The sequence below is a fragment of the Actinobacillus minor NM305 genome, assembly GCF_000175195.1.
GTDB classification, from domain to species: Bacteria; Pseudomonadota; Gammaproteobacteria; order Enterobacterales; family Pasteurellaceae; genus Haemophilus_A; species Haemophilus_A minor.
The window spans coordinates 29,947-53,972 of record NZ_ACQL01000055.1 but is presented as its reverse complement, the minus strand read 5'-3'; the positions used below and the strand labels follow the sequence as shown (position 1 = coordinate 53,972).

Genomic DNA, 24,026 nt, shown 5'->3' with positions numbered 1-24,026 from the left:
ATGTTACAGATCAATATCTCGCCGTCCGGCAAAGGAGTGAGAAAGGGTTGTGCCGTCCACGGTTTCTAAAGAACCCCCAACGGGTACTCCGTGCGCAATACGGGTTGCTTTTACATTATAGATACGACAAATTTCAGCAATATAGTTTGCGGTAGCATCGCCTTCAATAGTCGGGTTAGTCGCTAAAATGACTTCATGAAAAGACTCATTTTCTAAACGTTGCTGGAGTAAATCCAAGCCGATTTCACGTGGACCAACACCATCAATCGGTGATAAATGCCCCATTAACACAAAATAGCGCCCTGAAAATTGCCCTGTTTGCTCAATCGCCTGAATATCTTCAGGCATTTCAACCACACAAAGTTGCCCACTCATTTGACGGCGAGGATTGCGACAAATATTGCATTCCTCCTCTTCTGTGAATGTGCGACAAGATTGACAATGTCCGATATGTGTCATTGCCTCATTTAATGCCTTTGATAAATTAACGCCACCTGAACGATTACGCTGTAAAAGATGGTATGCCATACGTTGTGCTGATTTCGGACCAACGCCCGGTAATGCTCGTAAGGCTTCCATTAAGTTTTCGAGTAAAGGACTACTTTGCATATATTCAAAGATAAAAGAAAATAAGGACGCTTTTGGCGTCCGTTATCTAAATTAGAAAGGGAATTTCATACCAGCAGGAAGATTTAAACCTGCCGTTACACTTGCCATTTTTTCTTTTTGCAACTCTTCTGCACGGCGAACTGCATCATTAAATGCCGCTGCTACTAAATCTTCTACCATCTCTTTATCATCTTCCATTAAAGAGGGATCGATTTCGATGCGGCGACAGTTGTGCGCCCCATTGATAGTTACTTTCACTAAACCTGCGCCTGATTCGCCTGTTACTTCTAATTGAGCAATCTCTTCTTGCATTTTTTGCATTTTTTCTTGCATTTGTTGAGCTTGCTTCATTAAGCCGCCTAAGCCACCTTTTCCAAACATAATGTATCCTCATTGAATTAGCGATAAAAAATAAACGGCTCATTTTACTGAACCGTCTAACTTTAGGCAAGCGGTTAAATTTGCCCAATTTTTTGCAATTTAATTAACGCCCACTTTGCTCACGCGCCACAGCGCGGTAGCCAATGTCTCGGCGATAAAAACGTCCTTGCCATTGAATTTGCTCTGCCAATTTTAATGCTTTTTGCTGCGCCTCAAAAACTGTTGCGCCTAATGCAGTAGCACAGAGTACTCGTCCACCATTCGTTACCAATTTACCTTCTTTTTGCTCTACGCCAGCAAGGAAGACTTTTTCATCAGCACGATTTTCTGTTGGAAGCCCTGTAATTTCATCGCCTTTACGATAATCAGCAGGATAGCCCTCAGCAGCTAACACGATGCCTAAAGCGGCTTGCTCACACCATTTTGACTGGATTTCATCCAACTTGCCCTCGCAGGCTTTGAGGCAAAGTTCTACTAAATCTGACTCTAAACGCAACATAATCGGCTGAGTTTCAGGATCGCCAAAACGACAGTTAAATTCAATCACTTTCGGTTGTCCATTCGGCATAATCATTAAACCTGCATAAAGGAAACCCGTATATTCATTATTTTCGCTCGCCATACCTCGTACGGTTGGGTAAATAATTTCTTCCATCACACGTTGATGAATATCTGCAGTGACCACTGGTGCAGGCGAGTAAGCGCCCATACCACCGGTATTTAAGCCTTTATCGCCTTCTCCAACACGTTTATGGTCTTGACTGGTTGCCATTGGTTCGACATTCTTACCATCAACCATCACAATAAAGCTGGCTTCTTCGCCATCTAAAAACTCTTCAATGACCACACGGCTTCCCGCTTCGCCAAAGGCATTACCGGAGAGCATATCTTTGACTGCATCTTCCGCTTCTTGCAAGGTCATTGCCACAATTACCCCTTTTCCTGCGGCTAAGCCATCAGCTTTAATTACAATAGGTGCACCTTTTTGGCGTAAATAGGCAAGTGCTGGCTCAACCTCTGTAAAGTTCTGATATTCAGCGGTAGGAATGTTGTGACGAGCCAAGAAATCTTTAGTAAAGGCTTTTGAACCTTCTAATTGCGCTGCTGCTTGTGTTGGACCAAAAATTTTTAAACCAGCTGCGCGGAAAGCATCGACAACTCCAACAACTAACGGGGCTTCAGGCCCGACAATAGTCAGCTCAATCGCATTTTGCTGGGCAAATTTGACTAACGCCGGTACGTCTGTTGCCGAAATAGCCACATTTTCAATCCCTTCTTCAAGCGCAGTTCCTGCATTACCCGGCGCAACAAAAACTTTGCTAGCTAATAGAGATTGGCGCACTTTCCACGCAAGAGCATGTTCACGACCACCGTTACCAATAATTAAAATATTCATTAACATTTCCTATAAATTTAAAAAGCAAACGATTGCGCTATTCTACCCGAAGATTAAAAATTTCTGAACTATTATTCAAAAATAAAGTCATTTATAATCCATTGTATAGATTTTTATATAAAAAGTAGGTGATGAATGAAACGTAGAGAATTTTTAGTTATGGGAACAACATTAACTTTAGCAGCAGGCTTGCCACGCTTTGTGATGGCGGGCGCAGCAAATTATCCAATCAAAGCGACTGCAATTACTCAGGTATTTGGCGATGGCGTTCAGCTTGTCGCTATTGGGCTTGAATTTGAACAAGCGGTTGAAAAAGATCATTTTTCTGCAAAAGATTTTACGGTCAAAGGGCGAACAGTTGAACGTGTATTTGTAAGTCAAGCTGCAGATTTGGTTGAAGCAGAGAATGGGAAATTTTTGATTGTGGCACTATCGCCAGCAGACAGTAATACATCTTTACAAGAAGATGTGATTGCGCCTGACACTCCAAAACAAGAAAACAAAATCAAAAACGGCAAGCCAAATTGGGTGGCAGGTCAAAAAATGAGTAAAACCATCCGCTTTAAAGAGGCAACGGCTTCTATTAGCGTAGATGGAAAATCGTTAGAAACAACAGCGATAAACAATTTGATTGTTGATGAGTTTAAACAAGCTACGTTCCAAGATAGCGAAACCGGTAAAACGTTAAAATACAATTTCTTTGAACCCCAAAATAAAAATGAGCCATTACCGTTAGTCTTGTTTATGCACGATGCAGGTGTAACCAGTGAACAAGATCGTGCGACTTTATTCCAAGGATTAGGCGCTGTGATTTGGGCTGATCCGCAAGAACAAGCTAAACGCCCGTGCTACGTATTAGCACCTCAATATGATGAAATTATAGCTGATGATGATTGGCGTACATCGAAATACTTAGAGACGACCATTCATTTAATTCAACAGCTGTTAAAAGAACATAAAATCGATCCAAATCGCTTATATGTAACAGGGCAATCCGGCGGCTGTATGACCGCAACGGCAATGAATATTAAATACCCTGATTTCTTTGCGGCAAGCTACCTTGTTGCAGGAAAATGGGGCGCAGATTTAGTCGCACCAATGGCAAAAAATAAAATTTGGTTTATGGCTTCAGAAGATGATATCGGTGCCTTCCCAAGTTTTAATGGTATTACAGAAACCTTAGAAAAATTGGGTACAAAAGTGAGCCGTGCGGTTTGGAATGGGACATGGAATGCGGATCAATACCGCTTTGCTTATGATGATATTATGGCGGAGAAAAGTCAAATCAACTACACCGTATTTGTAAAAGACAGCGTATTCCGTGAAACGGATTCTCGTGCAGGTGCAAGCGGACATCGTAACACATGGCGCATTGCTTATAGCATTGAGCCAATCCGAGAATGGTTATTTGCTCAACATAAATAATTACATAATCATACCTTTGTAGAACGTTTGGGGCTCGTAGCGAGCCTCCACATTTTTTATAAAATTTAAGGTATATACATTTGCTATATTTATCAAAAAAATATGAAAAAATTTAGTCTTATTCTACCGCTTGTATTCTCGACATTTACCCTTGCTTCACCGCCGCAAAAAATGACATTTGAGGAAATACAGCAGTTATCTGCACAAGGGAATATTGAAGCCCAAGCCAGACTAGGTGAAGCCTACCTAAACGGGAACTACGAACAAAAAGTGGATTACCAAAAAGCCTTTGAATGGACAAACAAAGCCGCTGAACAAGGGAATTCAAGAGCAAAAATGAACTTAGCTATCCTATATCTTAATGGCTATGCCGTTGCTTATGATTACAAAAAAGCATTTAAACTTTTTCAAGACGCAGATGCTGCTGGTGAAATGAAAGCCGCACGCTATTTAGGCATCATTTATGAGCGAGGGCTTGGCGTAGCACAAGATTATGCAAAAGCAGCCACCTTTTTCCAAAAAGGCGATGATAATAATGATACGACAGCACAATATCACTTAGCTAAATTATATGAACAAGGATTAGGTGTTACGCGTGATTACCAAAAAGCCATTTCTCTTTATTTAAAACATGAGAAAAGGGTTGATCATATTACCGCGCCGAGCTTTTTAGCATTAGGCGATATTTATGCGTTAGGTTTATCGGTAGAAAAAAATCTATCGGAAGCGCAAAAATGGTATACGCTTGCGATAAAAGCCGGTAGTCAAGAAGCGAAAGAAAAATTAGCAGATTTAACCACAAAATCATATTGATTAAATTTTATAACTCTGTATAATTCGCTCGTTCAGTCACATCTGTTTTTTAATCCTTGCTTCCACAAGTTGGTGACTGGCTAAAGTTGGAGGCTGTTAAACCCGTAAGGATCAACAATGCGTCACTACGAAATCGTTTTTATGGTTCATCCAGACCAAAGCGAACAAGTACCAGCAATGATTGAACGTTATACTGCATCAATTAAAGATGCTGGCGGTCAAATTCATCGCTTAGAAGATTGGGGTCGCCGTCAATTAGCATACCCAATCAACAAACTTCACAAAGCACACTATGTGTTAATGAATGTAGAAGCACCTCAAAGTGTAATCGATGAGTTAGAAACTAACTTCCGTTATAACGATGCAGTTCTTCGTAACTTAATCGTTCACACTAAAGCTGCAGTTACTGAAGCATCACCAATGGTGAAAGCAAAAGAAAGCAAAGCTTCAGACATCGTAGTTGAAGTGGAAGAAGCAGGCGAATAATTTTGCCGATTGAAAATCGTTTAAAATTAACAGGGCAAATTGTTAGTGCCTTAAAACAAAATCGAAGCCCTTTGGGTATTTTAAATAGCTCGTTTTGGTTAGAGCATCAATCTAAACAAATCGAAGCAGGTTTAGAACGCCGAGTATGGTGCAAGATTCAAGTTGTCTTAAACGGTAATCAATTTAGTTTAATAACCCAACAAATAAATCTCGGCAAACAAGTTAGTGTAGAAGGTTTTCTACATTCACACAAAGATTATAATGGTTTAAACCAATTAGTCTTACATGCCGAACGAATTGAATTTATAGATCAGGAGAAGCCAAATGGCACGTTATTTCCGTCGTCGTAAGTTCTGCCGTTTCACAGCGGAAAATGTTGTTGAAATCGATTACAAAGATATCGCTACATTAAAGAACTACATTTCTGAAAACGGCAAGATTGTTCCTAGCCGTATCACTGGTACTCGTGCGAAGTATCAACGTCAATTAGCTCGTGCGATCAAACGCGCTCGCTACCTTGCGTTACTTCCATACACTGACAACCATCAGTAATTAGAGAGGTCGAGTACAATGCAAGTTATTTTATTAGATAAAGTTGCTCACTTAGGTTCTGTGGGCGACCAAGTAACAGTTAAATCAGGTTTTGCACGTAACTTCTTAATCCCACAAGGTAAAGCAGTTATGGCAACAGCAGCAAACATCGCTCACTTCGAAGCTCGTCGTGCAGAATTAGAAGCGAAAGCAGCAGCAGCATTATCAGCAGCACAAGCTCGTGCAGCGAAAATTGCTGAAATTGCAGCGGTATCAGTAACTGCAACAGCAGGTGATGATGGTCGTTTATTCGGTTCTATCAGTGCGAAAGACATCGCTGATGCAGTAACTGCAGCAGGCGTTGAATTAGCGAAATCAGAAGTTCGTTTAGGTGAAGGTCCACTTCGTACAACTGGCGAACACGCTGTTAAAGTTCACTTACACCCAGAAGTGAATGCAGTAATTACTGTAAACGTTGTTACTGAATAATATAGATTTTATTCTAAAAAACCCAGCTTTTGCTGGGTTTTTTGTTTTTAACCACTCACAATATCAATTAATTCTCGGATATGGGTAATCTCATAGGTAGGGTGAATTTCCGTCTCGTTCGTTTGTTTGGTATGATTAAACCAACAGGTATCGATACCGGCATTATATCCACCAAGAATATCTGAAGCCAAAGTGTCTCCAACCATTAAAATTTTGGTTTTATCTAAATTGTCCATCAATGAGAAGGCATAATCAAAGACTTTGCGATCCGGTTTAGCAACGCCGATTTGTTCTGAAACCACGACCATTTCGAAGAATTTTTTAGTTTGCGTATTGTTCAAACGACTTTCTTGAAGCTCGGTAAAACCATTTGTGATAATGCCCATTTTTACTTTGCCATACAAGGCATCTAACATTTCCATCACGCCATCTAGAGGCAGGCTCACTTTTGCCATTTCTGCCATTAATTCTTGATTAAGTTGTAACTGATTTACTCCAATTTGAGCCGATAGTTTTGCAAAGCGGCGCATTTGAATATCGTTGGCGGTAATTTCATTATTCTGATAAGCAACCCAAAGTAATTTATTGACCGCTTGAAATGCTTCATAATCCTCTGGTGTAAAGTCTATGCCATAGCGTTTTAGCATAGAGGTTAAACCAAGGTAAGAATTGAATGAAAAAAGTGTTTCATCGGCATCAAATAAAACCCAGTTATAGCGCATGCTCGTAATCCTTATTATTTATAGCTGTTTTTAATTTCTTCGGTAATCCAGTTTACAAAATGTTTTACTTTTTCGCTTTGAGCCATTTGCGGTGGATAAACGACATAGAAGGCTTTTTCGTCATAAACATCTGTTGAGAATGGCTCTATAACCGTACCAGCTTCAATTTCGTCTTGGGCTAACATTCGGTTAGCAACCACAACTCCTTGCCCATGTTTTGCAGCTTGGATCCCCATTGAGGTTGTACTAAACATCGGGCCAATTTCAGTATTCACATTCCCTAAATTTAAGTGATCAACCATTTGGTTCCATTTCGTATAAGAACAAACATGGATTAGGTTTTTACCGGCTAAATCTTTAGGTTCCGTGATTGGATTTTCTTTTAAATAATCAGGTGAAGCTAACAACATAATACGCGCTTTCACCAGCTCAATAGCTTCTAGGTTGTTCCAATTGCCGTTGCCATAATAGATCGCTACGTCTGTGTCTTTTCCAAAAAGTCCTTCATCTTGTGGCATAGTCGTTAAACGCACTTCAATATCAGGAAAACGTTGATGGAAATCGTTTAAACGAGGCACAAGCCAATGCATACCAAATGAAGGCGTTGTACTGATTGAAAGAATTTGACGACTTGCTTTTAATTTCACTTTTTCAGTTGCTGAAGCAATTTTGTCTAAAAGCGGTTTAATTTCTTCAAAATATTGCAAACCGGTTTCAGTAAGCTCAAGTAAGCGATTTTTACGATGAAATAATTTAATGCCTAAAAAGTCTTCGAGTAATTTAATTTGATGACTTACGGCAGCTTGGGTTACAAATAAATCATCTGCAGCTTTCGTAAAATTTAAGTGGCGAGCGGCGGATTCAAACGCTTTGAGTGCATTTAGTGGAGGTAGTTTTTTATTCATAGCATTATTTCTTAGGTTCAGTAAAGATGAAGATTTATAACATTATTTTTTTTGATAATCTGAATTAAAATTTCTCGTTTGCATTTTTGTGTTAGATCCCTATAATTCGCACCGTACTTAGGATGGATAGTGATAGTGCATTGGTTCTAACCGGTAGCTATTTCTTAATTTTAAGTATGATGTTGTGTTTGCATATTGGTCTAGGAAACTAGACAGGAGTAATAATTCATTTATTACTCATTTCACTTCCTGTATATTTTAAACCCTTTTGGTTTTATGCCCCTCCTTTTGAGGGGCTTTTTTTATCCTTAAAAAAACTAATCTATTGTACCGCTTTCTTCAGGTTTGATTCAATAAAAAACGGCAAGATTCTTAAAAAATCTTACCGCTTGTTTATTTTTACGTAGAATTACGCCAAAATTTTCGCTAATTCCGCACTTACTTCTTCTACCGGTTTCGTACCGTCTAAACGTTCATAACGAGTATTACCCGCTTCGGCTTCAGCAGTATAGTAAGCGATTAATGGCTTAGTTTGTTTATGATAAATCGCTAAACGCTCTAATACCGTTTCAGGCTTATCATCTTGACGGATAATTAAATCTTCGCCTGTAACGTCATCTTTACCTTCTACTTTTGGTGGATTGTAAACTACGTGATAAGTACGACCTGAAGGTTGGTGAACACGGCGACCGCTCATGCGCTCAACGATCACTTCATCAGCCACATCGAATTCTAAAACAAGATCAATTTTTACACCTGAATCTTTTAATGCATCCGCTTGTGGGATAGTACGTGGGAAGCCGTCTAATAAGAAGCCATTAGCACAATCTGGTTGCGCAATACGATCTTTCACGAGAGCAACGGTTAATTCATCCGGGACTAATTTCCCTTCATCCATCAATGCTTTGGCTTGTTTACCTAATTCAGTACCTTCTTTAATCGCTGCGCGGAACATATCACCCGTTGAAATTTGTGGGATACCAAATTTGTTCATAATGAATTGTGCTTGAGTACCTTTACCAGCACCTGGTGCACCTAAAAGAATAACTTTCATGAAAACCTCTTTAGTTTGGAGTAATAATAGACTTATTCTATATGTTAAAGTTTATTTAGTCTATAAACGAATATGTTTTACTGAAATCGCCCGTTTTTCATCGAAAGGATTTAACGCATTGATCATCATGACTTTCTCAAAAGAAGATAAATCAGCGACACTGATTTCAGTTAAACAAACTTGATTTTGGGCTAATAAATAGCTTAATTGTGTACCTTTTAATAAAAAATGTGTTGAACTATACCATTGATTTTGTTTAAGAAACAACAGATTGCCAATTGTGCAATCGCTTACAAAACCGTTATTGATAATGATCACTTCATCTGCACTTTCTGTTTTTAATTTTTCTAAGCATTGACGATCACTATACTTAAATCGGTAATCTAAGCCCTCTACATACACACATTGAAAGGTACGAATTACCTTTGGTACATAAGGAAAATACTTCACCTCAAATGCCTCATGATTATAATCAATTCGACATCTAATTTTCCCAGAGCAATATTCTTTAGGGGGATTAATCAAACCAGATAATTGAATATCAGGCGTTTTGTTGAAAAAAGTACGCATCGTGTTTTCAAAACGAGCTTGATGATATTCAATATTTTGTACGGCACCATCAATAATAGAGAGGGTTTCAAAGATTGGATAAAGGGACATAAACTTTCTCTAAAATCTCGTTGTATTCTTCTTCAAGAAGGCTTTGTGATGTAATGCCGCCACCGCTACGAAAGTACAGTTTACCAAATTGAGTTTGCTCAATATAGCGAATAGCGACAGCACTTTCTAGCGAGTTACCATCAAAATAACCAAAAACACCCGTGTAATAGCCTCGAGGCGTTGATTCTGTTTGCTGAATAATTTGGACTGTTTTTTCTTTAGGTGCACCACTAATCGAGCCGGCGGGTAAGAGTTTTGCTAAAATTGTACCGATATTCTCTTGCCATTTTTCAGGCAGATCGCCACAAATTTCAGAACTGGTCTGAAAAATCGCGCCTTTATGCGTATTTATTTTCTCAACGTAGCGATATTTAGTCACTTGAATATTTTGAGCAACGATAGCCAAATCATTCCGAATTAAATCTACAATCGTATTATGCTCTTGAAATTCTTTTTGAGAATTTAATAATCGCTCTTTAGCGTTTTCATCCTCCGCATTGATTGTCCCTTTCATTGGATAAGAGAAAATCTTATTTTCTTTAATTCGAATAAAGGTTTCAGGCGAAAAACAGACGAATTGATCCGGCAAAAAGAGCTTATATTTCGCCTTACTTTGGACAAAAATCGATTTTAAAGAATAATTTGTTTCAATCTTTGTCGGAAAAGTCAGGTTTAATAAATAGCTATTCCCTTTTTGAATTTCATTTTTTACCAATTCAAACGACTTCTGGTAATCTTTTAATTCCATCGGAAAAGCCTTTAACTGAAATGTCTGATTTTCCGATTCAAAATGATGATTTTTGATATGCCCAAACTCAAAAAAGAGAGGGCTTGGAGAACTATCTTCTAAGGCAAAAATTAGCGGCTTCTGTTGCTCAAAATCAATTAAGAAAAAAAAGGGCTTGCGCTGTTTACCAAATTCATTGGCTTTATGGATAAATGATCGCATTTGTTAAATCAGGAAGTTAGAAAATAGAAGTAAGAGCGTTATTCAATGAGATAAAACATATTATAACCTAAAAATTTTGTAATCGTACCAATGTTACCCTCTCGCCTACATAGTATATTTCTTGATCTTATTCTTGACATTCTAGCTTTTTTTTAACAAAATGAACACTATTAGTTTCTTTTTGATGTTTTTTGTATTCTTGATGGTGTTAATTATGTTACTTATTGATCCATTTATAAATTGGAAAAATATTTCAGGCAGAGCTAGACGTTTAGAGTTTGGAATTGTGTTTGCAGTGAGTATTATCGTTTTTATCGCATTAAGTGCTTTGGCGATATATATCTACTCGGTATTATTTGAGAATCAATCAAAGGAATTTTATTCAACCCAGAATTTATCGAATATGGGTTCCTCTCTTCTTGCTGAGTTAATTGTAACAGGCTCCGCTCATCAAACGGGAATGGCGATTCAGCAATCATATAACGATATGATATGGAGTAGCGTATTCATATCATTATTAACATACATTCCTTTTCTACCATTTTTAGTCGTTCTCATTTCTACAGCAGTTCGCCGTTTACATGATATTGGAACATTTGGTTGGTGGTTGTTGATTGTTGGCGTACCGTTATGGTTGTTTTTTGATCTTTGGATTGTTATTGCTCCAATGTTATTTCTTGTTTTTAAAGATGGGCAAAGACATCATAATAAATATGGGGCAGATCCTAAGAACCCTAATGCACCACTTCCATTAGAAATGCCAAAGGAAAATCAAAATCTCAAAAATTTTGAGGAAAAAGTCAATCATTTGGTTGCAAAAGCAAAAGTGGTTCTAGAGCCTCTGTTAGCTAAGTTTACACAGAAATTTAAGAATAAGGAGTAATTTATGCAAGGATTTCATTGGTTTTTATCCGCTTTAAGTCGCCCTTTTACTTATAAAGGAAGAGCAAGAAGAGCAGAGTTCGGTTGGTTTATGTTAATTTTTAATATTATTGCAATACCTATTACTTTGCTTTCTGCAGATAGTCCTTTTTTATATTATCTATTTATCCTTGTGTACATATTTCCTAGTATTTCTGTCACAACACGGCGCTTACATGATTTAGGATTCTCCGGATGGTTACAAATTCCGTTAAATTTATTAGAGCTATATTTGTTTGTTACGCCAACTTCTGTAAATAGTATGAATGGACTTATGATAATGACAGTTATTGTTTTCGCTATTCTGTGTTATTTAGCATTAAAAGATGGTGAACGTAGAGATAACGAATACGGTAAAGATCCCAAAGCTTTGGCATAAGAAAAGAAATTTTTATAGTATTGCTCAAACATTTAATTTCTTCGTAGAGGTGGGGCTATCCCCACCCGTAAACCTTGATATTCGAATGGATGGGCAAGGATGCTCTTCTACAAAATTGATTTTTGTGCAACCGTTACACAATATAGCTATTCTTTTCTTAAATCTCTCCAAACCTGCCATGTCTTGTGTAAAAATATAAGTACATTCATAACGAGATAAGAAGCACAATGAATTTCAAACAAACAGTTTTTCTTATAAACCGTTGTTGAAAAGTATCGTTTCCAGTCATATTCGATCTTTTCAAACTCGTCACAAATTTGAGCAAGTGCATTTAAAAAGTCATGACTATCTTCATAAAAAGTAGAGCGGTTAGAAAAATTCAATCGAACACATAGGTAATTTTCATTATCTCTTCTTCTTCCCTCTCTTTCTACAAGATAAAAGTAATCGCCTTGCATAAAGGCATTAAACTCCGAAACATTCAGAATTTTCCTCTTTTGGGTTAATAGTTCCCTTATTTCTTCTTTTTTATAAGAAAAAAGAGAGGAACTAGAATAAACAGGTACCGTTTCTAACCATGATACACTCATAACAGTTTCCTTTTTCGTGTTTTAAAACGAGAAGAAAATAAAAATCCTCTTCTGGCGAATAATCAAAATAGATTAAAACGCTAGAAGAGGATTTTTTCTGTTTATTTAATGTACATTTTTTAAATTTAAATGTCAAGATATTGACGAAAGAAAAAAATTTTTTCAAAAAAGAATACTATTAGTATCATTTAAATACATAATATATAATATAGTAGTTTTATTGTTCGATTTGATGTTAATTTATAAGGATTTTGTATGAATAAATCATTTAAAGTGGTTAAAAATGCACAGGGTAAGTCTATTGTTGCTTCTGAGTTAGCTAAAGGCAAACGTAAAGGCGTTGTGTCAGCATTAATGGCAACCTTAGCGTTAGCATTGGCAACACCTGCTTTTTCAGCCCCAACTTTAGTGGAAGATGGTTTGATTGCTGCGGGTTCAAAACAAGCAGTGAATGGCGGTCAGTTAAGTGATACGTTAGAGTTAATTGTTACGGCGGTAGGTGTAGCGAAACGTAGTGAGGGTACAGTTGCGGATTTATCAACGAAAGTGAGTGCGTTTGAGGCTCAAGTGGCTTCAGCTCAAGCTAATGCGACTAAAGCAACATCATCAGCATCAAATGCGGTAACAACAGCGAATAATGCATCAGCCTTAGCAGTTAAAGCTAACGCTACAGCAGCAACAGCAAGCACGACAGCAAATCAAGCGTTATCTAATGCAACTAATGCCATTACGATTGCCAATGGTGCAAATGCCACAGCAACAACAGCAAACACTAATGCACAAAAAGCGGTATTGGAAGCACAAAATGCCACAAAACTTGCAACAACAGCAAATACAACAGCAAGTCAGGCAAATACAAGTGCAACGTTAGCAGTGACAACAGCAAATAACGCAAATGCTACTGCAAAATCTGCTTCAACGTTAGCGACAACGGCTAATACCACAGCAACAAATGCGAACACTAACGCAACGAAAGCAAATGAAAACGCAACAAAAGCTTTAGCAAATGCTACTGAAGCAAAAACGTTAGCCAACAATGCTAACGCTAATGCTACTCGTGCTTTAACGACGGCAAATACTGCTAATGCTAATGCTATTTTAGCCAATACTAATGCCACTGAAGCATTAGATATTTCAAAAGCGAACCGTGCTAGTATTGCAAGCTTGATTGGTGGTGTGGAAACTGCTCAAAAGACAGCAAATACCGTTCAAACAGGTTTAGGTGAATTAACAAAGGTTGTTGGTGATTTAAAACTGACTGTCGCAAATTCAGGTGATAATGCTCAAGCGATTGCGATTGCAACCAGTGCGGATAATAATGCAACTAAAGCATTGAATTTAGCAACAGCGGCTTCAGGTCAAGTTAACACATTAAAAGGTGATTTAAGTGATTTAGATAAAACAGTAGCAGGTTATCAAACAAAAATTGACAAAGCAACATTGGGGGCTCAAGATGCATTAGCACGTGCTAATGATGCTTATGACAAAGCAGAAACAGTTGAATCATCATTAAATACGGTAAATAGCGAGCTTTATCGCATTGAACATAATGTGGTAGGTGCTGTTTCTAATCGTGTTACAACTGTAGAAGATGCGATTAAAGATTTACCAGCTTTAACTCAAGATATGCAAACGGTTCGAACAGGTCTTGAAAAAGTTCAAGGTTTATCAGGTGTTGTTCAAGAATTGGTTGGTGCAAAAGAAGCACAAGATACAGTGAATACAAAAGTACAAACAGACATTAATGCTATTAACAAAACGCTTGAAGGTTATGCTAATTCTCAAGGGTTATTGCTAGATACGGGAACTGTTAGGGTTACAGGTAGTGGACTTACAGCAAGAAAATCTCCTGTTTATAGTCTTGCACAGAATGGGGAAGTGTATCAAGCCGTTTTGACGAATGTGTATAATGGTCGAGTGGCTTCTGATAGTACAGATGCTATTAATGGTCGTCAATTGTTCATTATTGAAGAAAGGTTGCAAACGGCTGAAGAAGTTACTACGAAAGCTTCAACAGATGCAGATAACGCTTTAACAAATGCAAATATTGCAATAGGTCGTGTTGGCGAGGTTGAGAAGAAATTAAGCACAACCGTTGCTGACTTAACCAAAGTTGTTCAAGATGCAAGTTCAACAACCCAACAAAAAATCGCTGAAATTGTTTTGGGTATTAAAGGCGATTTAACAGATGTACAAAGCGAAGTAACCGAAGCTACTCGAATTGCAAATCAAGCCTTAACTCAAGTTGAGACCGTTGTTTCAGGTAAGCTTGATACCATTTCAGCCGAAGCAATTAGTGCATCAGCATCAGCAAAAGCCACCGCAGAACAAGCGTTAGCAAAATCTGATTTAGTGATGGCAAAAGCAACGGAATTAGAAACACAAAATGCGAATATGCTTGATGAAATTAGTGCAATCTCGCAAGTAGTGGGTGCAAATAAAGTGTTAGCAGAAAATGCAGTTGATACTGCAAATTTAGCAAAAGAAGTGGCGAATAATGCAAATGCATTAGCAACAACAATGATTACTGATGTTGCTAAAGCAGTGAGAAATAGTGAGTCAGCTATTGATTCAGCCGATAAAGCATATGCGAACTCTGTAACAGCAATGGCTCAAACTACAACCTTTGTGACACGAGCATCAAATGCTGAAAAAGTTGCACAAGAAGCGAAAGACCTTGCGACATCAGCAGACGTTAATGCAACCAAAGCAATAGATACAGCTAACACAGCAAGTTTAAAAGCAGAACAAGCTTATGGTAAAGCAGATGCTTTAACGCAAAGTGTATCTGATTTATCTACAACGGTAGGTGGATTAGAAGGCAAAGTAAATACTGCGACAGCAAAAGCCGAGTCAGCAAGTACCATTGCAAATCAAGCAAGTACAAAAGCAAATGAAGCAAGCACAAAAGCAGATACCGCAACAACAAAAGCGGAACAAGCTTTAACGACAGCGAACGCAGTAAATACTAAAGCTGATAATGCAGTATCGCTTGCAACAAACGCACAAACACAAGCACAATCTGCTCAACAAACTGCACAAGAAGCATTAACTCGTGTATCTGATGTGCAAACGACAGCAGAGACCGCAAAAATCATTGCGGAGCGTACTGAAAGCCAAATCGGTGCTATCAGTGATGTTGCCAATAAAGCAGATGAAAAAGCAACACAAGCGGTCACTTTAGCTCAACAATCTGCAACTGTTGCCGATAATGCAAATAAATTAGCGACTGATGCTTATACACAATCTAGCACAGCGATTGTGAAAGCAGATGAAGCAAGTGCAAAAGCGGACACTGCTTTAACAACAGCACAAAAAGCATCATCAACAGCGAATTCAGCAAGTGTTAAAGCTGATAATGCGATTTCAATCGCTAACGTTGCGAATGTGAAAGCTGATGAAACAAAAGTGATTGCACAAGAAGCATCTGATCGTGCAACGAACGCTGAAAAAGTGGCATTAAGTGTGACTGAAGAAGTAGGTAAAGTGAAAGCGTTAGCGACACAAGCAGATACAACAGCAAATAAAGCTTTAACCGCTTCTGCGTTAGCACAAACCAATTCAAGCCAAGCTTTAACATTAGCAAGCAATGCTAACGATAATGCTAAAGAAGCACAAAATGTTGCAATGAACGCAACAACAATCGCTACTAAAGCATCAACCGATGCAAATGAAGCAAAAGCGTTAGCCACAACAGCATCACAAGATGCCTTAACAGCGACCGAGCAAGCTAACCTTGCAACAGCAAGTGCAGAGCAAGCCACTAATCTTGCGACGACCGCAAACAGCAAAGCTGATACCGCATTAGCGACATCAAGTGAAGCGAAAGTGTTAGCGAATAGTGCCGTAGATACATCAAGTAAAGCAAATGAAACTGCGAAAAGTGCGATGACACAAGCCACAGTTGCCTTTGATAAAGCGGAAGCGATGTCAAACCAAGTAAACTTGAACACGGCTGAAATTGAAGCGACTAAAACTCGCTTAGCAAGTACAGATGCGGTGGTGGAGTCTAATACGAAGTCTATTCATGACATTGAATTTACGGTAAATGTATTAGATAACCAAGCGGTAAAATACAATGCTGATAAAAAAGCAGTGACACTTCAATCGAATGGTAATAAAGGTACAGTGATTGAAAATGTTGCATCGGGGGAAGTCTCTGCAACTTCTACGCAAGCTGTAAATGGTGCGCAACTTCACGCAACAGAGCAAAAAGTGGAAAAAATTGTTGAAGAACAATTAATCCCTGTACAAGCTGATGTTGCCACAGTGAAAACAGAAGTAGCAACTGTAAAAGCAAAAGCAACGAAAAACTCACAACGTCTTGATACGCATGAACAAGTGATTGTTGCACAGCAAAATCAAATTCGTGAAATCAACGAAGTGAATAACGTACAAAATACTTATATCGTTCGTAACGCACAAAGCATTGAGCGTAACCGTAAAGCGATTGAAAATAATAGTCGTCGTATCGACAACTTAGAAAAACAATCGAAAAAAGCTCGTCGTGAAGCTCGTGCAGGGGCAGCAGCAACCATTGCCATGACCCAAATCACACCAGTTCAAGGTAAACGCTTAACCATTGGTGCGGGTGCAGGTACGTATCGTGGTGAAAGTGCCGTAGCAGTCGGTGTTAAATACGCTCCAACAAAAAATGTGGTGTTAAGTTTAACAGGCTCTGCAGATACTCGTGGCGGTTTTGGTGCGGGTGCAGGTGTGAGTGTTGGGTTCGATTAAATATCAACTTAGTATAGACTTATTTTAAGTAGACATAAAAACACCGTTATCTAGAAATGGATAACGGTGTTTTTTACGTTAAAATTTAGGTTTCGGGCAACGATAAAGTTTTTTACCATTTATCAGGATCTGGTTTTTATTAATAATTTTACCCTCTATATTTTCATAAATTATTTGAGGTGTTTCCCCCTCATCTAATTCCCCCATAATCACTTCAACAAAACGAGCTTTTGAGGAAAAAGCTGTATTTGATAAGCCCGTAAAATGATAAATGTTGGCATCAAATGATGCACCTAGCGAAAGCTCTTTCTTCTTCGGATTAATTTTCCACATTGTATATTCTATATAATCAGTAGCCGGGTAACAATTCTGCTGGGTAGGTTTTTTTTCAATCCAGACCCCTGTAAATCCTTTAGGAATTTGATGATTTAAGTTTTGGTTTATATCAAGAAAGCTAACGCAGGATGTTAATAATGTACTAGCCAGTGCCAAACTTACGTATTTCATAAGTGTTTTTTTCATTTTAGTCCCTCACGTATAATAATTACTGTTTTTTATTTAAAATAAATAATTTTACTCAAAAACAAAATCTTTATGTGGGATAACATATTGTTTTTTAGTTCCACTAAATTTCATGGTATGTGTTTTTGTTTTTTTCTTGCTATTGATATATTCTTGAACTAGAACTATCGGAGAAAATCCTAATGTTTTAGGTGATTTTTTATCTACTTTAATATTTACAGTCCAACCGTCTTCATCTCCCATGTTGCTATAAGATTTATATTCAGAAACGAATTCGGTTCTTTTGATTTTATTCTCTACAAAATAAATCATTTCGATTGTTTTCATTTCAACATTATACCCGGTATGAGCAAACTCTCTTGAAATGATAAATTTTTCATCTACTATGCCACTATTCCAATTCTCATTTTCCTCCCAAGTAAGAAAATGTTGCTTGTTGACAAGTTGCCATGTGTTATTTACAAACTTAAATAGGTGAATATCTACAATATTGTTTTTACATGCTTCACAAATTTCATTGGAGCTACCCGTTGCAAGTACGGCTTTGAATTGTTCATTATTATCAGTAAACTCTTTAGTGATACTATTTGATAAACAATATTTTTGTTTCTTATTTTGGAGAATAATTCGGCAATCTTGCGTTGAGCTAGGATATAAATAAGATACTTTTGTATTGCTATCATCTGCAAAGCCGGCTTTTAGTGAATTAGATACACCTTGTAATTGAGAACAGGCACTTAGCAATAATGGTAGAGTGGCAATAGCAATTAATTTTTTCATATTAAATACCTATTTATGAATAAGAAATTTGATTGATAAATAATCTATCACAATTTGTATTAAAATGCTATGATTAGTCTGTAGTTTGTATTGTGTAACTTTTATAAAGTTCGCAATATGAATAAAGCAGAACGTGAATTGTTTCTTAAAAACTTAGGTTTATCCATTAAACTTGAGCGTGTAAGAAGAGGATTGTCTCAAGAAGAATTAGCAGAACGCGCAGGTCTTCACCGTACCTATATCGGTATGGTGGAAAGGGCTGAGCGGAATATTACTGTCGTGAATTTAGCTTTGATTGCTAAAGCGTTAGGGGTCTCTATTGGAAGCCTGCTCGGTGAGGACTAAACATCATAAAGTATATTTATTATTCTTCCTTATTTATGGATAAAGCTATATAGAACAATTTTATCGCATGTTATAATAAAATTAACGACACTCGGCTTTAGGAGAAAATCATGTTTGTAGAAATTTACGGTAGAATGACTTGCCCGTATTGTATTAAAGCTAAACAATTAGCGGAAAAAATGAAAGTAGAATTACCTGATTTTGATTTCAAATTCGTTGATATGATTGCTGAAGGTCTCGATAAAGCAGACCTAGAACCTCGAGTAGGAAAACCGGTTGCAACTGTTCCTCAGGTTTTCTTCGATAATAAACATATCGGGGGCTTTTCTGATTTTGCGCCATTTGTGAAAGAAAAATTTGGCATCGAAATATAATAGCATACTCTCGATTATGTTCATTGAAGGACTAAGTCTAGTCATTCACAGACTTAGTCCTTTTCATTTTCTTTGGGTATTCATTTAGCGCTATTTTCTGATAAGCTATTTACCTTATAATAATTCCCACATTTTAATTTATAACAAGGAATGACGATGATCCAATTTCAAAATACCCAATTTCCACAACGCCGTATGCGCCGTTTACGTAAACATGATTTTAGCCGCCGTTTAGTCGCAGAAAATCAATTAACGGCAAATGATTTAATTTATCCTGTTTTTGTTATTGAAGGCGAAAATGAACGAGTAAAAGTGCCTTCCATGCCCGGTGTTGAGCGTTTGACGATTGATCAGTTACTAGTTGAAGCTGGCTTATTAGTGAAGTATGGCGTACCAATGATTGCTATTTTCCCCGTTGTTGGTGAGGCAAAAAAATCATTGATGGCTGAAGAAGCTTATAACCCCAACGGGCTTGCTCAACGTGCTGTAAAAGCATTAAAAGCGGCTTATCCTGAATTGGGGGTAATGACAGATGTGGCGCTCGATCCTTTCACAACTCACGGGCAAGATGGGATTATTGATGAAGAAGGCTATGTTCTTAATGATGTTACGACTGAAGTTCTGGTTAAGCAAGCCCTCTCTCACGCTGAAGCGGGTGCCGATGTTGTTGCACCAAGCGATATGATGGATGGGCGTATTGGTGAAATCCGTAAAGCACTTGAGGAAAAAGGCTTCATCAATACTCAAATTATGGCTTACTCTGCCAAATATGCCTCAAATTATTATGGTCCTTTCCGTGATGCCATTGGCTCTACCGGTAATTTAAAAGGCGGAAATAAATATACCTATCAAGTTGATCCGGCAAATGGTAATGAAGGTTTACACGAAGTAGCAATGGATATCCAAGAAGGCGCTGATATGGTTATGGTTAAACCTGGAATGCCTTATTTAGATATGGTTTGGCGTGTAAAAGAGGCCTTTGGTGTGCCAACTTTTGCCTATCAAGTATCCGGCGAATATGCAATGCATATGGCAGCCATTCAAAACGGCTGGCTAAAAGAGCGCGAATGTATTATGGAAGGTTTACTCTGCTTTAAACGTGCAGGCGCAGACGGCATTTTAACCTACTTCGCTAAACAAGTCGCAGAGTGGTTATATCAAGATAAACATCGCTAACCGGCTAAGATATATCATGTAAAAAGTAAAAGTTGGTAATGCATATTTTGCAGCCTCTTACCAACTTTTATCCTTGTAATGAATATCTCGCTAACAAAACTTTAGCAACGATTATTTACTCACAGTAATCCTTTTTCCATTCGAAAAGACAACATTTTTTGCACCATTAATAGCACCAACACTTGCTGATTTGTCTAAAAATATTTTTTGTGCAGCTTCAGGCAGTGTATTAAGAGGAAGATTGATTGTCACTTCCATTTGGCGTTGTGCAGGCAATGCAGGTTGGAAATTAATCGGAATCTCCTGCGCATAGAAAACTTTATTATCTATAGTGTATCCTGATATCCAATTAATAGATTTAATTTTATTTTTTCCTTTATTTTGAACCAAATAGGTTAACGTTGCCACAGATTGATTATTCTCTCCTATTTGAATTCCCCGTTTAACAAGCTGCAGACCAACATTCTTATTAAATTGCGTTAAAGCGTAATCTTGTTTTGCTGTAGTTTGTTTTGCTGTAGTTTGTTTTGCTGCTGTTTTTTCTACTGCTTGAACTGTGCTAACAGCAAGTAGAGAAGAAAGACCAACAATCGTTAATGATTTAATTAATTTCATATATTTTCTCCTTCAAATAATGCTTAGAAATACTTACTAAGCATACCATGTAAAATGAAAACTTTTGCAAAGTTATGTAATTTAAAAATTTTTAAATTACTATTTTTCAATAGGCTCTAAATCTAACTCAAGGTTCTTTTCTTTTACTTCCAGTAATAGCTCTATATTAGGATGCTTACCTGAATGTTGTAATGCATCTTCCACATGTTCCGCAAACCATGTTAATCCTTGTTGAGCCGAAGAAGCGGTTAATTTACCGCTGAATTTTGCAAAAAGGGCATAATAGAGTTTAAGTGAGCCCAATTTCCCTTCTATTGCAGGAATATGATGAATAATCTCTCCAGTCAAATTTTTGACATTCAAGCCTGAAATATGATCAATAGCCGGGAATGTTGCTAAATAATCTTTAAATTGCATGATAAATAATATCCTTCAAATAGGTTATGAAGAGTCATTATATCAGCCTAATCGAGAAATTATAAAGGAGATTCTATAGAAAAATCATCAAGAATTCTAAATGTTTTATTTTTAGCAAAATAGAATTCAACTAAAACGTTTTAGTAAAAAAGCCTCTTCTAAACGTTTGCAAACTGAACAATTCAGTATTATGATTTAACCAAACAATAACAATTTATTAAAAACGAAAGAAGGAAATTATGGAAACCTCAATCACTCAATCTGATGTTGTGCTAATTGGTGCCGGTGTGATGAGCGGAACATTAGGTACGTTCTTAAAAGAATTAGCACCAAACCAAAGTATTACGATTTTCGAGGGGCTACCACAAGTTGCCCTTGAAAGCTCTAATGAATGGAATAATGCTGGCACAGGGCATGCAGCATTATGCGAACTCAACTATACGGCTGAAAAAGCAGATGGCTCAGTGGATATTAGTAAAGCCCTCAGTATTAACGAAAAATATCAGCTTTCTCTAGAAATGTGGTCTTATTTGGTTGAAAAAGGTTATCTACAAAATCCACAACAATTTATCCGTAAAATTCCGCACATGAGTTTTGTACAAGGCAAAAATAATATTGCTTTTCTTAAAAAACGCTTTGAGCTCCTTTCTCAAAACCCTCTCTTTGAAAATATGCAATTTTCTGAAAATCCTGAAACTTTAAAACATTGGATGCCATTAATGATGGAGAATCGTAATGCCCAAGAGGCCGTTGCAGCAACCTACATTGAAAACGGAACAGATGTAAATTTTGGCGAATTAACACGTAAATTATTTCAACACCTGACGGCTCAAGGTTGTCAACTTCATTTAAATCATAAAGTAACAGATATTCAGAAATCAAATGATGGTTGGTTGCTGACTATTCAAAATGCAAGCGGTCAAATCTTAAAACATCTTTGCAAATTCCTTTTTATTGGTGGTGGGGGCGGTACGTTACCTCTTTTACAAAAAACGGGGATTAAAGAGGGGAAACACGTTGGTGGTTTCCCGGTCAGTGGCATTTTTATGGTGTGTCGTAATCCAGAAGTTATTGTGAAACATCATGCTAAAGTTTATGGAAAAGCCAAAATTGGTGCGCCACCGATGTCGGTTCCACATTTAGATACTCGTTTTATTGATGGTGAAAAAACGTTACTTTTCGGACCTTTTGCTGGGTTTACTTTTAAATTCTTAAAAACAGGTTCAATTTGCGATTTTCCAGCATCTTTCAAACCGGGGAACTTGCTAACAATGCATATTGCTGGATTAAAAAATATTCCGCTCACACACTATTTAATTAAACAAGCCCTTTTGACTAAAGAGCAGCGTATGGCTGATTTACGTGAATTTGTACCCGATGCCAAAAGTGAAGATTGGGAAGTGATCATTGCCGGACAACGTGTTCAAATTATTAAAGATTTGCCGAATGCAAAAGGTTCTTTATGTTTTGGAACGGAAGTGATTGCGAGCGAAGATAATACAGTCGCTGCTTTACTTGGGGCTTCCCCTGGAGCTTCAACCTCTGTTGATGCAATGCTTAGTGTATTAGAAAAATGCTTCGCTGATAAATTACCTGAATGGAAAGAGAAACTATCAGAAATGATGCCTTCTTATGGAAAATCCTTAAGGGATACTCCGAAACTTGCCCAGATAAGCCGAGCAAAAACGATACGTTTTTTAGGTTTATGAAAATAAGAAACGTTAAGTCCTTATAGTTCGAAATTCTTGCTACATTCAAATATTTTTTAAAGAAAAACCCGACATTTCTGTCGGGTTTACTTCTACTTAGCAAACTGTTCCCATTTATCTAGAACGATTGTTTTTGCTTGTTCCGGTGCCAAACTGTCTAACCACGTTAATTCACTCTGCCAGCTTCGTAACCATGTAATCTGGCGTTTGGCTAATTGACGGGTAGCACAGATGCCTTTGAAAATCGCCTCATCTAATGAAATCTCGCCTTGCAAATATTCCCACATTTGGCGGTAACCGACACAACGGATAGAAGGCAGATCAATATGCAGATCCGATCGTGCATATAACTTTTTCACTTCTTCTTCAAAGCCAAGCGCTATCATTTTATGAAAACGTTGTTCAATACGTTCGTGTAAAACAGCTCGTTCTTGCGGCGCTATGGCAAATTGTAGAACATCATAAGGCAAGCTTTCCCCTTGTTCTGCGGTCAGCTCCGTCATTGTTTTACCGGTAATGTAAAACACTTCAAGCGCCCGATTGATCCGCTGGCTGTCATTTGGGTTGATCCGTGTTCCTGCCACGGGATCAATTTTTAACAATTCCTGATGAAGTGTAGCCCAACCTTGTTGTTCTGCACGTTGCTCTATTTCCGCTCGAATGCTTGGATCGGCTGAAGGCAATGGCGAAAGCCCTTCAATAAGGGCTTTGTAATATAGCATTGTGCCACCAACTAATAATGGAATTCGACCGCTTGCTGTAATATCCGCCATTTCTTTTAGTGCATCGGCTCGGAAATTCATTGCCGAATAACTTTCAGCCGGATCTAAAATATCAATCAAGCGATGTGGCGCAAGCGCTAACTCAGCTTGGCTCGGTTTGGCTGTACCAATATCCATTCCTTTATAAATTAATGCAGAATCAACACTGATGACTTCTACCGGCAGGGTTTGGCACAAAGCAATCGCCAAATCGGTTTTCCCTGAGGCAGTTGGCCCCATTAAAAAAATAGCTTGAGGTTTTTTATGCATATTTTATTGT

Annotated in this window: 27 protein-coding genes; 13 read left to right on the top strand and 14 right to left on the bottom strand. The window is 37.8% G+C overall.

Annotated features, from left to right (window positions below; translation table 11 throughout):
* Positions 1–3 precede the first annotated feature (3 nt).
* From recR to purD, 3 genes are all read right to left on the bottom strand, one after another.
* Positions 4–609 (bottom strand): recombination mediator RecR, encoded by a 606-nt coding sequence (recR, locus tag AM305_RS01805; protein WP_005821174.1) that lies wholly within the window; start codon positions 607–609, stop codon positions 4–6.
* Positions 610–660: 51 nt separating this feature from the next.
* Positions 661–990, bottom strand: coding sequence for a YbaB/EbfC family nucleoid-associated protein (locus tag AM305_RS01800; RefSeq protein ID WP_005821176.1), 330 nt, complete (start codon positions 988–990; stop codon positions 661–663).
* A 103-nt stretch (positions 991–1,093) separates the two neighbouring features.
* The gene (gene purD, locus AM305_RS01795; RefSeq protein WP_005822617.1) at positions 1,094–2,386 is read right to left on the bottom strand and encodes a phosphoribosylamine--glycine ligase; all 1,293 of its coding nucleotides are present in this window, start codon (positions 2,384–2,386) and stop codon (positions 1,094–1,096) included.
* 135 nt (positions 2,387–2,521) lie between these two features.
* Here purD and AM305_RS01790 point away from each other — a divergent pair, with 135 nt between their 5' ends.
* The 6 genes from AM305_RS01790 to rplI all read left to right on the top strand — a co-directional run bounded on the left by AM305_RS01790 (position 2,522) and on the right by rplI (position 6,130).
* A complete protein-coding gene (locus AM305_RS01790) occupies positions 2,522–3,811 on the top strand; it encodes a prolyl oligopeptidase family serine peptidase (RefSeq protein WP_005822616.1) in 1,290 nt (429 codons plus the stop codon).
* 102 nt (positions 3,812–3,913) lie between these two features.
* Positions 3,914–4,624 carry a tetratricopeptide repeat protein gene (locus AM305_RS01785; RefSeq protein ID WP_005822614.1) on the top strand — a complete coding sequence of 237 codons (711 nt, stop codon included), beginning with the start codon at positions 3,914–3,916 and terminating at the stop codon, positions 4,622–4,624.
* Positions 4,625–4,741: 117 nt separating this feature from the next.
* Positions 4,742–5,110 carry a 30S ribosomal protein S6 gene (rpsF, locus tag AM305_RS01780; RefSeq protein WP_005822613.1) on the top strand — a complete coding sequence of 123 codons (369 nt, stop codon included), beginning with the start codon at positions 4,742–4,744 and terminating at the stop codon, positions 5,108–5,110.
* 2 nt (positions 5,111–5,112) lie between these two features.
* Positions 5,113–5,460 (top strand): primosomal replication protein N, encoded by a 348-nt coding sequence (gene priB, locus AM305_RS01775; protein WP_005821182.1) that lies wholly within the window; start codon positions 5,113–5,115, stop codon positions 5,458–5,460.
* Complete coding sequence (rpsR, locus tag AM305_RS01770; protein ID WP_005705387.1) at positions 5,435–5,662, top strand: 30S ribosomal protein S18; 228 nt, start codon at positions 5,435–5,437, stop codon at positions 5,660–5,662. The genes priB and rpsR overlap by 26 nt, the downstream gene beginning before the upstream one ends.
* Positions 5,663–5,680: 18 nt before the next feature.
* Positions 5,681–6,130, top strand: coding sequence for a 50S ribosomal protein L9 (rplI, locus tag AM305_RS01765; protein ID WP_005821184.1), 450 nt, complete (start codon positions 5,681–5,683; stop codon positions 6,128–6,130).
* Between the two features lie 47 nt (positions 6,131–6,177).
* Here rplI and yjjG read toward each other — a convergent pair whose 3' ends face one another.
* The 5 genes from yjjG to AM305_RS01740 form a co-directional block, all read right to left on the bottom strand.
* On the bottom strand, positions 6,178–6,852 hold the full coding sequence (yjjG, locus tag AM305_RS01760) for a pyrimidine 5'-nucleotidase (RefSeq protein ID WP_005822611.1): 675 nt from the start codon (positions 6,850–6,852) through the stop codon (positions 6,178–6,180).
* Positions 6,853–6,866: 14 nt separating this feature from the next.
* Positions 6,867–7,757 carry a transcriptional regulator GcvA gene (locus AM305_RS01755; RefSeq protein ID WP_005822609.1) on the bottom strand — a complete coding sequence of 297 codons (891 nt, stop codon included), beginning with the start codon at positions 7,755–7,757 and terminating at the stop codon, positions 6,867–6,869.
* 409 nt (positions 7,758–8,166) lie between these two features.
* Complete coding sequence (gene adk, locus AM305_RS01750) at positions 8,167–8,811, bottom strand: adenylate kinase (RefSeq protein ID WP_005819029.1); 645 nt, start codon at positions 8,809–8,811, stop codon at positions 8,167–8,169.
* A gap of 60 nt (positions 8,812–8,871) precedes the next feature.
* Positions 8,872–9,471 (bottom strand): aminotransferase class IV family protein, encoded by a 600-nt coding sequence (locus AM305_RS01745; protein ID WP_005822608.1) that lies wholly within the window; start codon positions 9,469–9,471, stop codon positions 8,872–8,874.
* Entirely contained in the window at positions 9,449–10,420 is a 972-nt protein-coding gene (locus AM305_RS01740; protein ID WP_005822607.1) for an aminodeoxychorismate synthase component I, read from the bottom strand. Before AM305_RS01740 ends, AM305_RS01745 begins: the two co-directional genes overlap by 23 nt.
* 214 nt (positions 10,421–10,634) lie before the next feature.
* Between AM305_RS01740 and AM305_RS11780 the strand changes: the two genes are divergently transcribed.
* Positions 10,635–11,303, top strand: a complete 669-nt coding sequence (locus AM305_RS11780; protein ID WP_005822605.1) for a DUF805 domain-containing protein — start codon at positions 10,635–10,637, stop codon at positions 11,301–11,303.
* A gap of 3 nt (positions 11,304–11,306) precedes the next feature.
* Positions 11,307–11,720, top strand: coding sequence for a DUF805 domain-containing protein (locus tag AM305_RS01730; protein WP_005822603.1), 414 nt, complete (start codon positions 11,307–11,309; stop codon positions 11,718–11,720).
* Positions 11,721–11,866: 146 nt separating this feature from the next.
* Here AM305_RS01730 and AM305_RS01725 read toward each other — a convergent pair whose 3' ends face one another.
* Positions 11,867–12,310, bottom strand: coding sequence for a hypothetical protein (locus tag AM305_RS01725; protein ID WP_005822601.1), 444 nt, complete (start codon positions 12,308–12,310; stop codon positions 11,867–11,869).
* 255 nt (positions 12,311–12,565) lie between these two features.
* Between AM305_RS01725 and AM305_RS01720 the strand changes: the two genes are divergently transcribed.
* Positions 12,566–17,047 (top strand): alanine-zipper protein, encoded by a 4,482-nt coding sequence (locus AM305_RS01720; protein ID WP_005822600.1) that lies wholly within the window; start codon positions 12,566–12,568, stop codon positions 17,045–17,047.
* A gap of 78 nt (positions 17,048–17,125) precedes the next feature.
* Here the strand turns inward: AM305_RS01720 and AM305_RS01715 are convergent, their stop codons facing one another.
* Together AM305_RS01715 and AM305_RS01710 are read right to left on the bottom strand one after the other, a co-directional pair.
* Positions 17,126–17,569, bottom strand: coding sequence for a hypothetical protein (locus AM305_RS01715; protein WP_005822598.1), 444 nt, complete (start codon positions 17,567–17,569; stop codon positions 17,126–17,128).
* 51 nt (positions 17,570–17,620) lie between these two features.
* Positions 17,621–18,349 carry a hypothetical protein gene (locus AM305_RS01710; RefSeq protein ID WP_005822596.1) on the bottom strand — a complete coding sequence of 243 codons (729 nt, stop codon included), beginning with the start codon at positions 18,347–18,349 and terminating at the stop codon, positions 17,621–17,623.
* 117 nt (positions 18,350–18,466) lie between these two features.
* Here AM305_RS01710 and AM305_RS01705 point away from each other — a divergent pair, with 117 nt between their 5' ends.
* The 3 genes from AM305_RS01705 to hemB all read left to right on the top strand — a co-directional run bounded on the left by AM305_RS01705 (position 18,467) and on the right by hemB (position 20,244).
* A complete protein-coding gene (locus AM305_RS01705) occupies positions 18,467–18,694 on the top strand; it encodes a helix-turn-helix domain-containing protein (RefSeq protein WP_005822595.1) in 228 nt (75 codons plus the stop codon).
* Between the two features lie 110 nt (positions 18,695–18,804).
* A complete protein-coding gene (locus tag AM305_RS01700; protein ID WP_005822594.1) occupies positions 18,805–19,068 on the top strand; it encodes a GrxA family glutaredoxin in 264 nt (87 codons plus the stop codon).
* A gap of 156 nt (positions 19,069–19,224) precedes the next feature.
* Complete coding sequence (hemB, locus tag AM305_RS01695) at positions 19,225–20,244, top strand: porphobilinogen synthase (RefSeq protein WP_005822592.1); 1,020 nt, start codon at positions 19,225–19,227, stop codon at positions 20,242–20,244.
* 111 nt (positions 20,245–20,355) lie between these two features.
* Here the strand turns inward: hemB and AM305_RS01690 are convergent, their stop codons facing one another.
* Together AM305_RS01690 and AM305_RS01685 are read right to left on the bottom strand one after the other, a co-directional pair.
* Positions 20,356–20,859 (bottom strand): hypothetical protein, encoded by a 504-nt coding sequence (locus AM305_RS01690; RefSeq protein ID WP_005822589.1) that lies wholly within the window; start codon positions 20,857–20,859, stop codon positions 20,356–20,358.
* A 99-nt stretch (positions 20,860–20,958) separates the two neighbouring features.
* Positions 20,959–21,276: a DUF2322 family protein gene (locus AM305_RS01685; protein WP_005822588.1), complete on the bottom strand. Its 318-nt coding sequence runs from the start codon at positions 21,274–21,276 to the stop codon at positions 20,959–20,961.
* A 239-nt stretch (positions 21,277–21,515) separates the two neighbouring features.
* Here AM305_RS01685 and mqo point away from each other — a divergent pair, with 239 nt between their 5' ends.
* A complete protein-coding gene (gene mqo / locus AM305_RS01680; RefSeq protein ID WP_005822586.1) occupies positions 21,516–22,985 on the top strand; it encodes a malate dehydrogenase (quinone) in 1,470 nt (489 codons plus the stop codon).
* Between the two features lie 92 nt (positions 22,986–23,077).
* Here mqo and miaA read toward each other — a convergent pair whose 3' ends face one another.
* Positions 23,078–24,016 carry a tRNA (adenosine(37)-N6)-dimethylallyltransferase MiaA gene (gene miaA, locus AM305_RS01675; RefSeq protein ID WP_005822584.1) on the bottom strand — a complete coding sequence of 313 codons (939 nt, stop codon included), beginning with the start codon at positions 24,014–24,016 and terminating at the stop codon, positions 23,078–23,080.
* Positions 24,017–24,026: the final 10 nt, after the last annotated feature.

What these genes read in the sequence shown, in the direction of transcription:
- AM305_RS01755 (WP_005822609.1), bottom strand. Translation starts at nt 7,757, where the DNA reads ATGAATAAAAAACTACCTCCACTAAATGCACTCAAAGCGTTTGAATCC.
- AM305_RS01740 (WP_005822607.1), bottom strand. Translation starts at nt 10,420, where the DNA reads ATGCGATCATTTATCCATAAAGCCAATGAATTTGGTAAACAGCGCAAG.
- purD (WP_005822617.1), bottom strand. Translation starts at nt 2,386, where the DNA reads ATGAATATTTTAATTATTGGTAACGGTGGTCGTGAACATGCTCTTGCG.
- AM305_RS01705 (WP_005822595.1), top strand. Translation starts at nt 18,467, where the DNA reads ATGAATAAAGCAGAACGTGAATTGTTTCTTAAAAACTTAGGTTTATCC.
- AM305_RS11780 (WP_005822605.1), top strand. Translation starts at nt 10,635, where the DNA reads ATGTTACTTATTGATCCATTTATAAATTGGAAAAATATTTCAGGCAGA.
- rplI (WP_005821184.1), top strand. Translation starts at nt 5,681, where the DNA reads ATGCAAGTTATTTTATTAGATAAAGTTGCTCACTTAGGTTCTGTGGGC.
- AM305_RS01730 (WP_005822603.1), top strand. Translation starts at nt 11,307, where the DNA reads ATGCAAGGATTTCATTGGTTTTTATCCGCTTTAAGTCGCCCTTTTACT.
- AM305_RS01720 (WP_005822600.1), top strand. Translation starts at nt 12,566, where the DNA reads ATGAATAAATCATTTAAAGTGGTTAAAAATGCACAGGGTAAGTCTATT.
- AM305_RS01790 (WP_005822616.1), top strand. Translation starts at nt 2,522, where the DNA reads ATGAAACGTAGAGAATTTTTAGTTATGGGAACAACATTAACTTTAGCA.
- AM305_RS01725 (WP_005822601.1), bottom strand. Translation starts at nt 12,310, where the DNA reads ATGAGTGTATCATGGTTAGAAACGGTACCTGTTTATTCTAGTTCCTCT.
- AM305_RS01785 (WP_005822614.1), top strand. Translation starts at nt 3,914, where the DNA reads ATGAAAAAATTTAGTCTTATTCTACCGCTTGTATTCTCGACATTTACC.
- recR (WP_005821174.1), bottom strand. Translation starts at nt 609, where the DNA reads ATGCAAAGTAGTCCTTTACTCGAAAACTTAATGGAAGCCTTACGAGCA.
- AM305_RS01715 (WP_005822598.1), bottom strand. Translation starts at nt 17,569, where the DNA reads ATGAAAAAAACACTTATGAAATACGTAAGTTTGGCACTGGCTAGTACA.
- rpsR (WP_005705387.1), top strand. Translation starts at nt 5,435, where the DNA reads ATGGCACGTTATTTCCGTCGTCGTAAGTTCTGCCGTTTCACAGCGGAA.
- AM305_RS01800 (WP_005821176.1), bottom strand. Translation starts at nt 990, where the DNA reads ATGTTTGGAAAAGGTGGCTTAGGCGGCTTAATGAAGCAAGCTCAACAA.
- mqo (WP_005822586.1), top strand. Translation starts at nt 21,516, where the DNA reads ATGGAAACCTCAATCACTCAATCTGATGTTGTGCTAATTGGTGCCGGT.
- yjjG (WP_005822611.1), bottom strand. Translation starts at nt 6,852, where the DNA reads ATGCGCTATAACTGGGTTTTATTTGATGCCGATGAAACACTTTTTTCA.
- miaA (WP_005822584.1), bottom strand. Translation starts at nt 24,016, where the DNA reads ATGCATAAAAAACCTCAAGCTATTTTTTTAATGGGGCCAACTGCCTCA.
- AM305_RS01710 (WP_005822596.1), bottom strand. Translation starts at nt 18,349, where the DNA reads ATGAAAAAATTAATTGCTATTGCCACTCTACCATTATTGCTAAGTGCC.
- adk (WP_005819029.1), bottom strand. Translation starts at nt 8,811, where the DNA reads ATGAAAGTTATTCTTTTAGGTGCACCAGGTGCTGGTAAAGGTACTCAA.
- AM305_RS01690 (WP_005822589.1), bottom strand. Translation starts at nt 20,859, where the DNA reads ATGAAATTAATTAAATCATTAACGATTGTTGGTCTTTCTTCTCTACTT.
- AM305_RS01700 (WP_005822594.1), top strand. Translation starts at nt 18,805, where the DNA reads ATGTTTGTAGAAATTTACGGTAGAATGACTTGCCCGTATTGTATTAAA.
- rpsF (WP_005822613.1), top strand. Translation starts at nt 4,742, where the DNA reads ATGCGTCACTACGAAATCGTTTTTATGGTTCATCCAGACCAAAGCGAA.
- AM305_RS01745 (WP_005822608.1), bottom strand. Translation starts at nt 9,471, where the DNA reads ATGTCCCTTTATCCAATCTTTGAAACCCTCTCTATTATTGATGGTGCC.
- hemB (WP_005822592.1), top strand. Translation starts at nt 19,225, where the DNA reads ATGATCCAATTTCAAAATACCCAATTTCCACAACGCCGTATGCGCCGT.
- AM305_RS01685 (WP_005822588.1), bottom strand. Translation starts at nt 21,276, where the DNA reads ATGCAATTTAAAGATTATTTAGCAACATTCCCGGCTATTGATCATATT.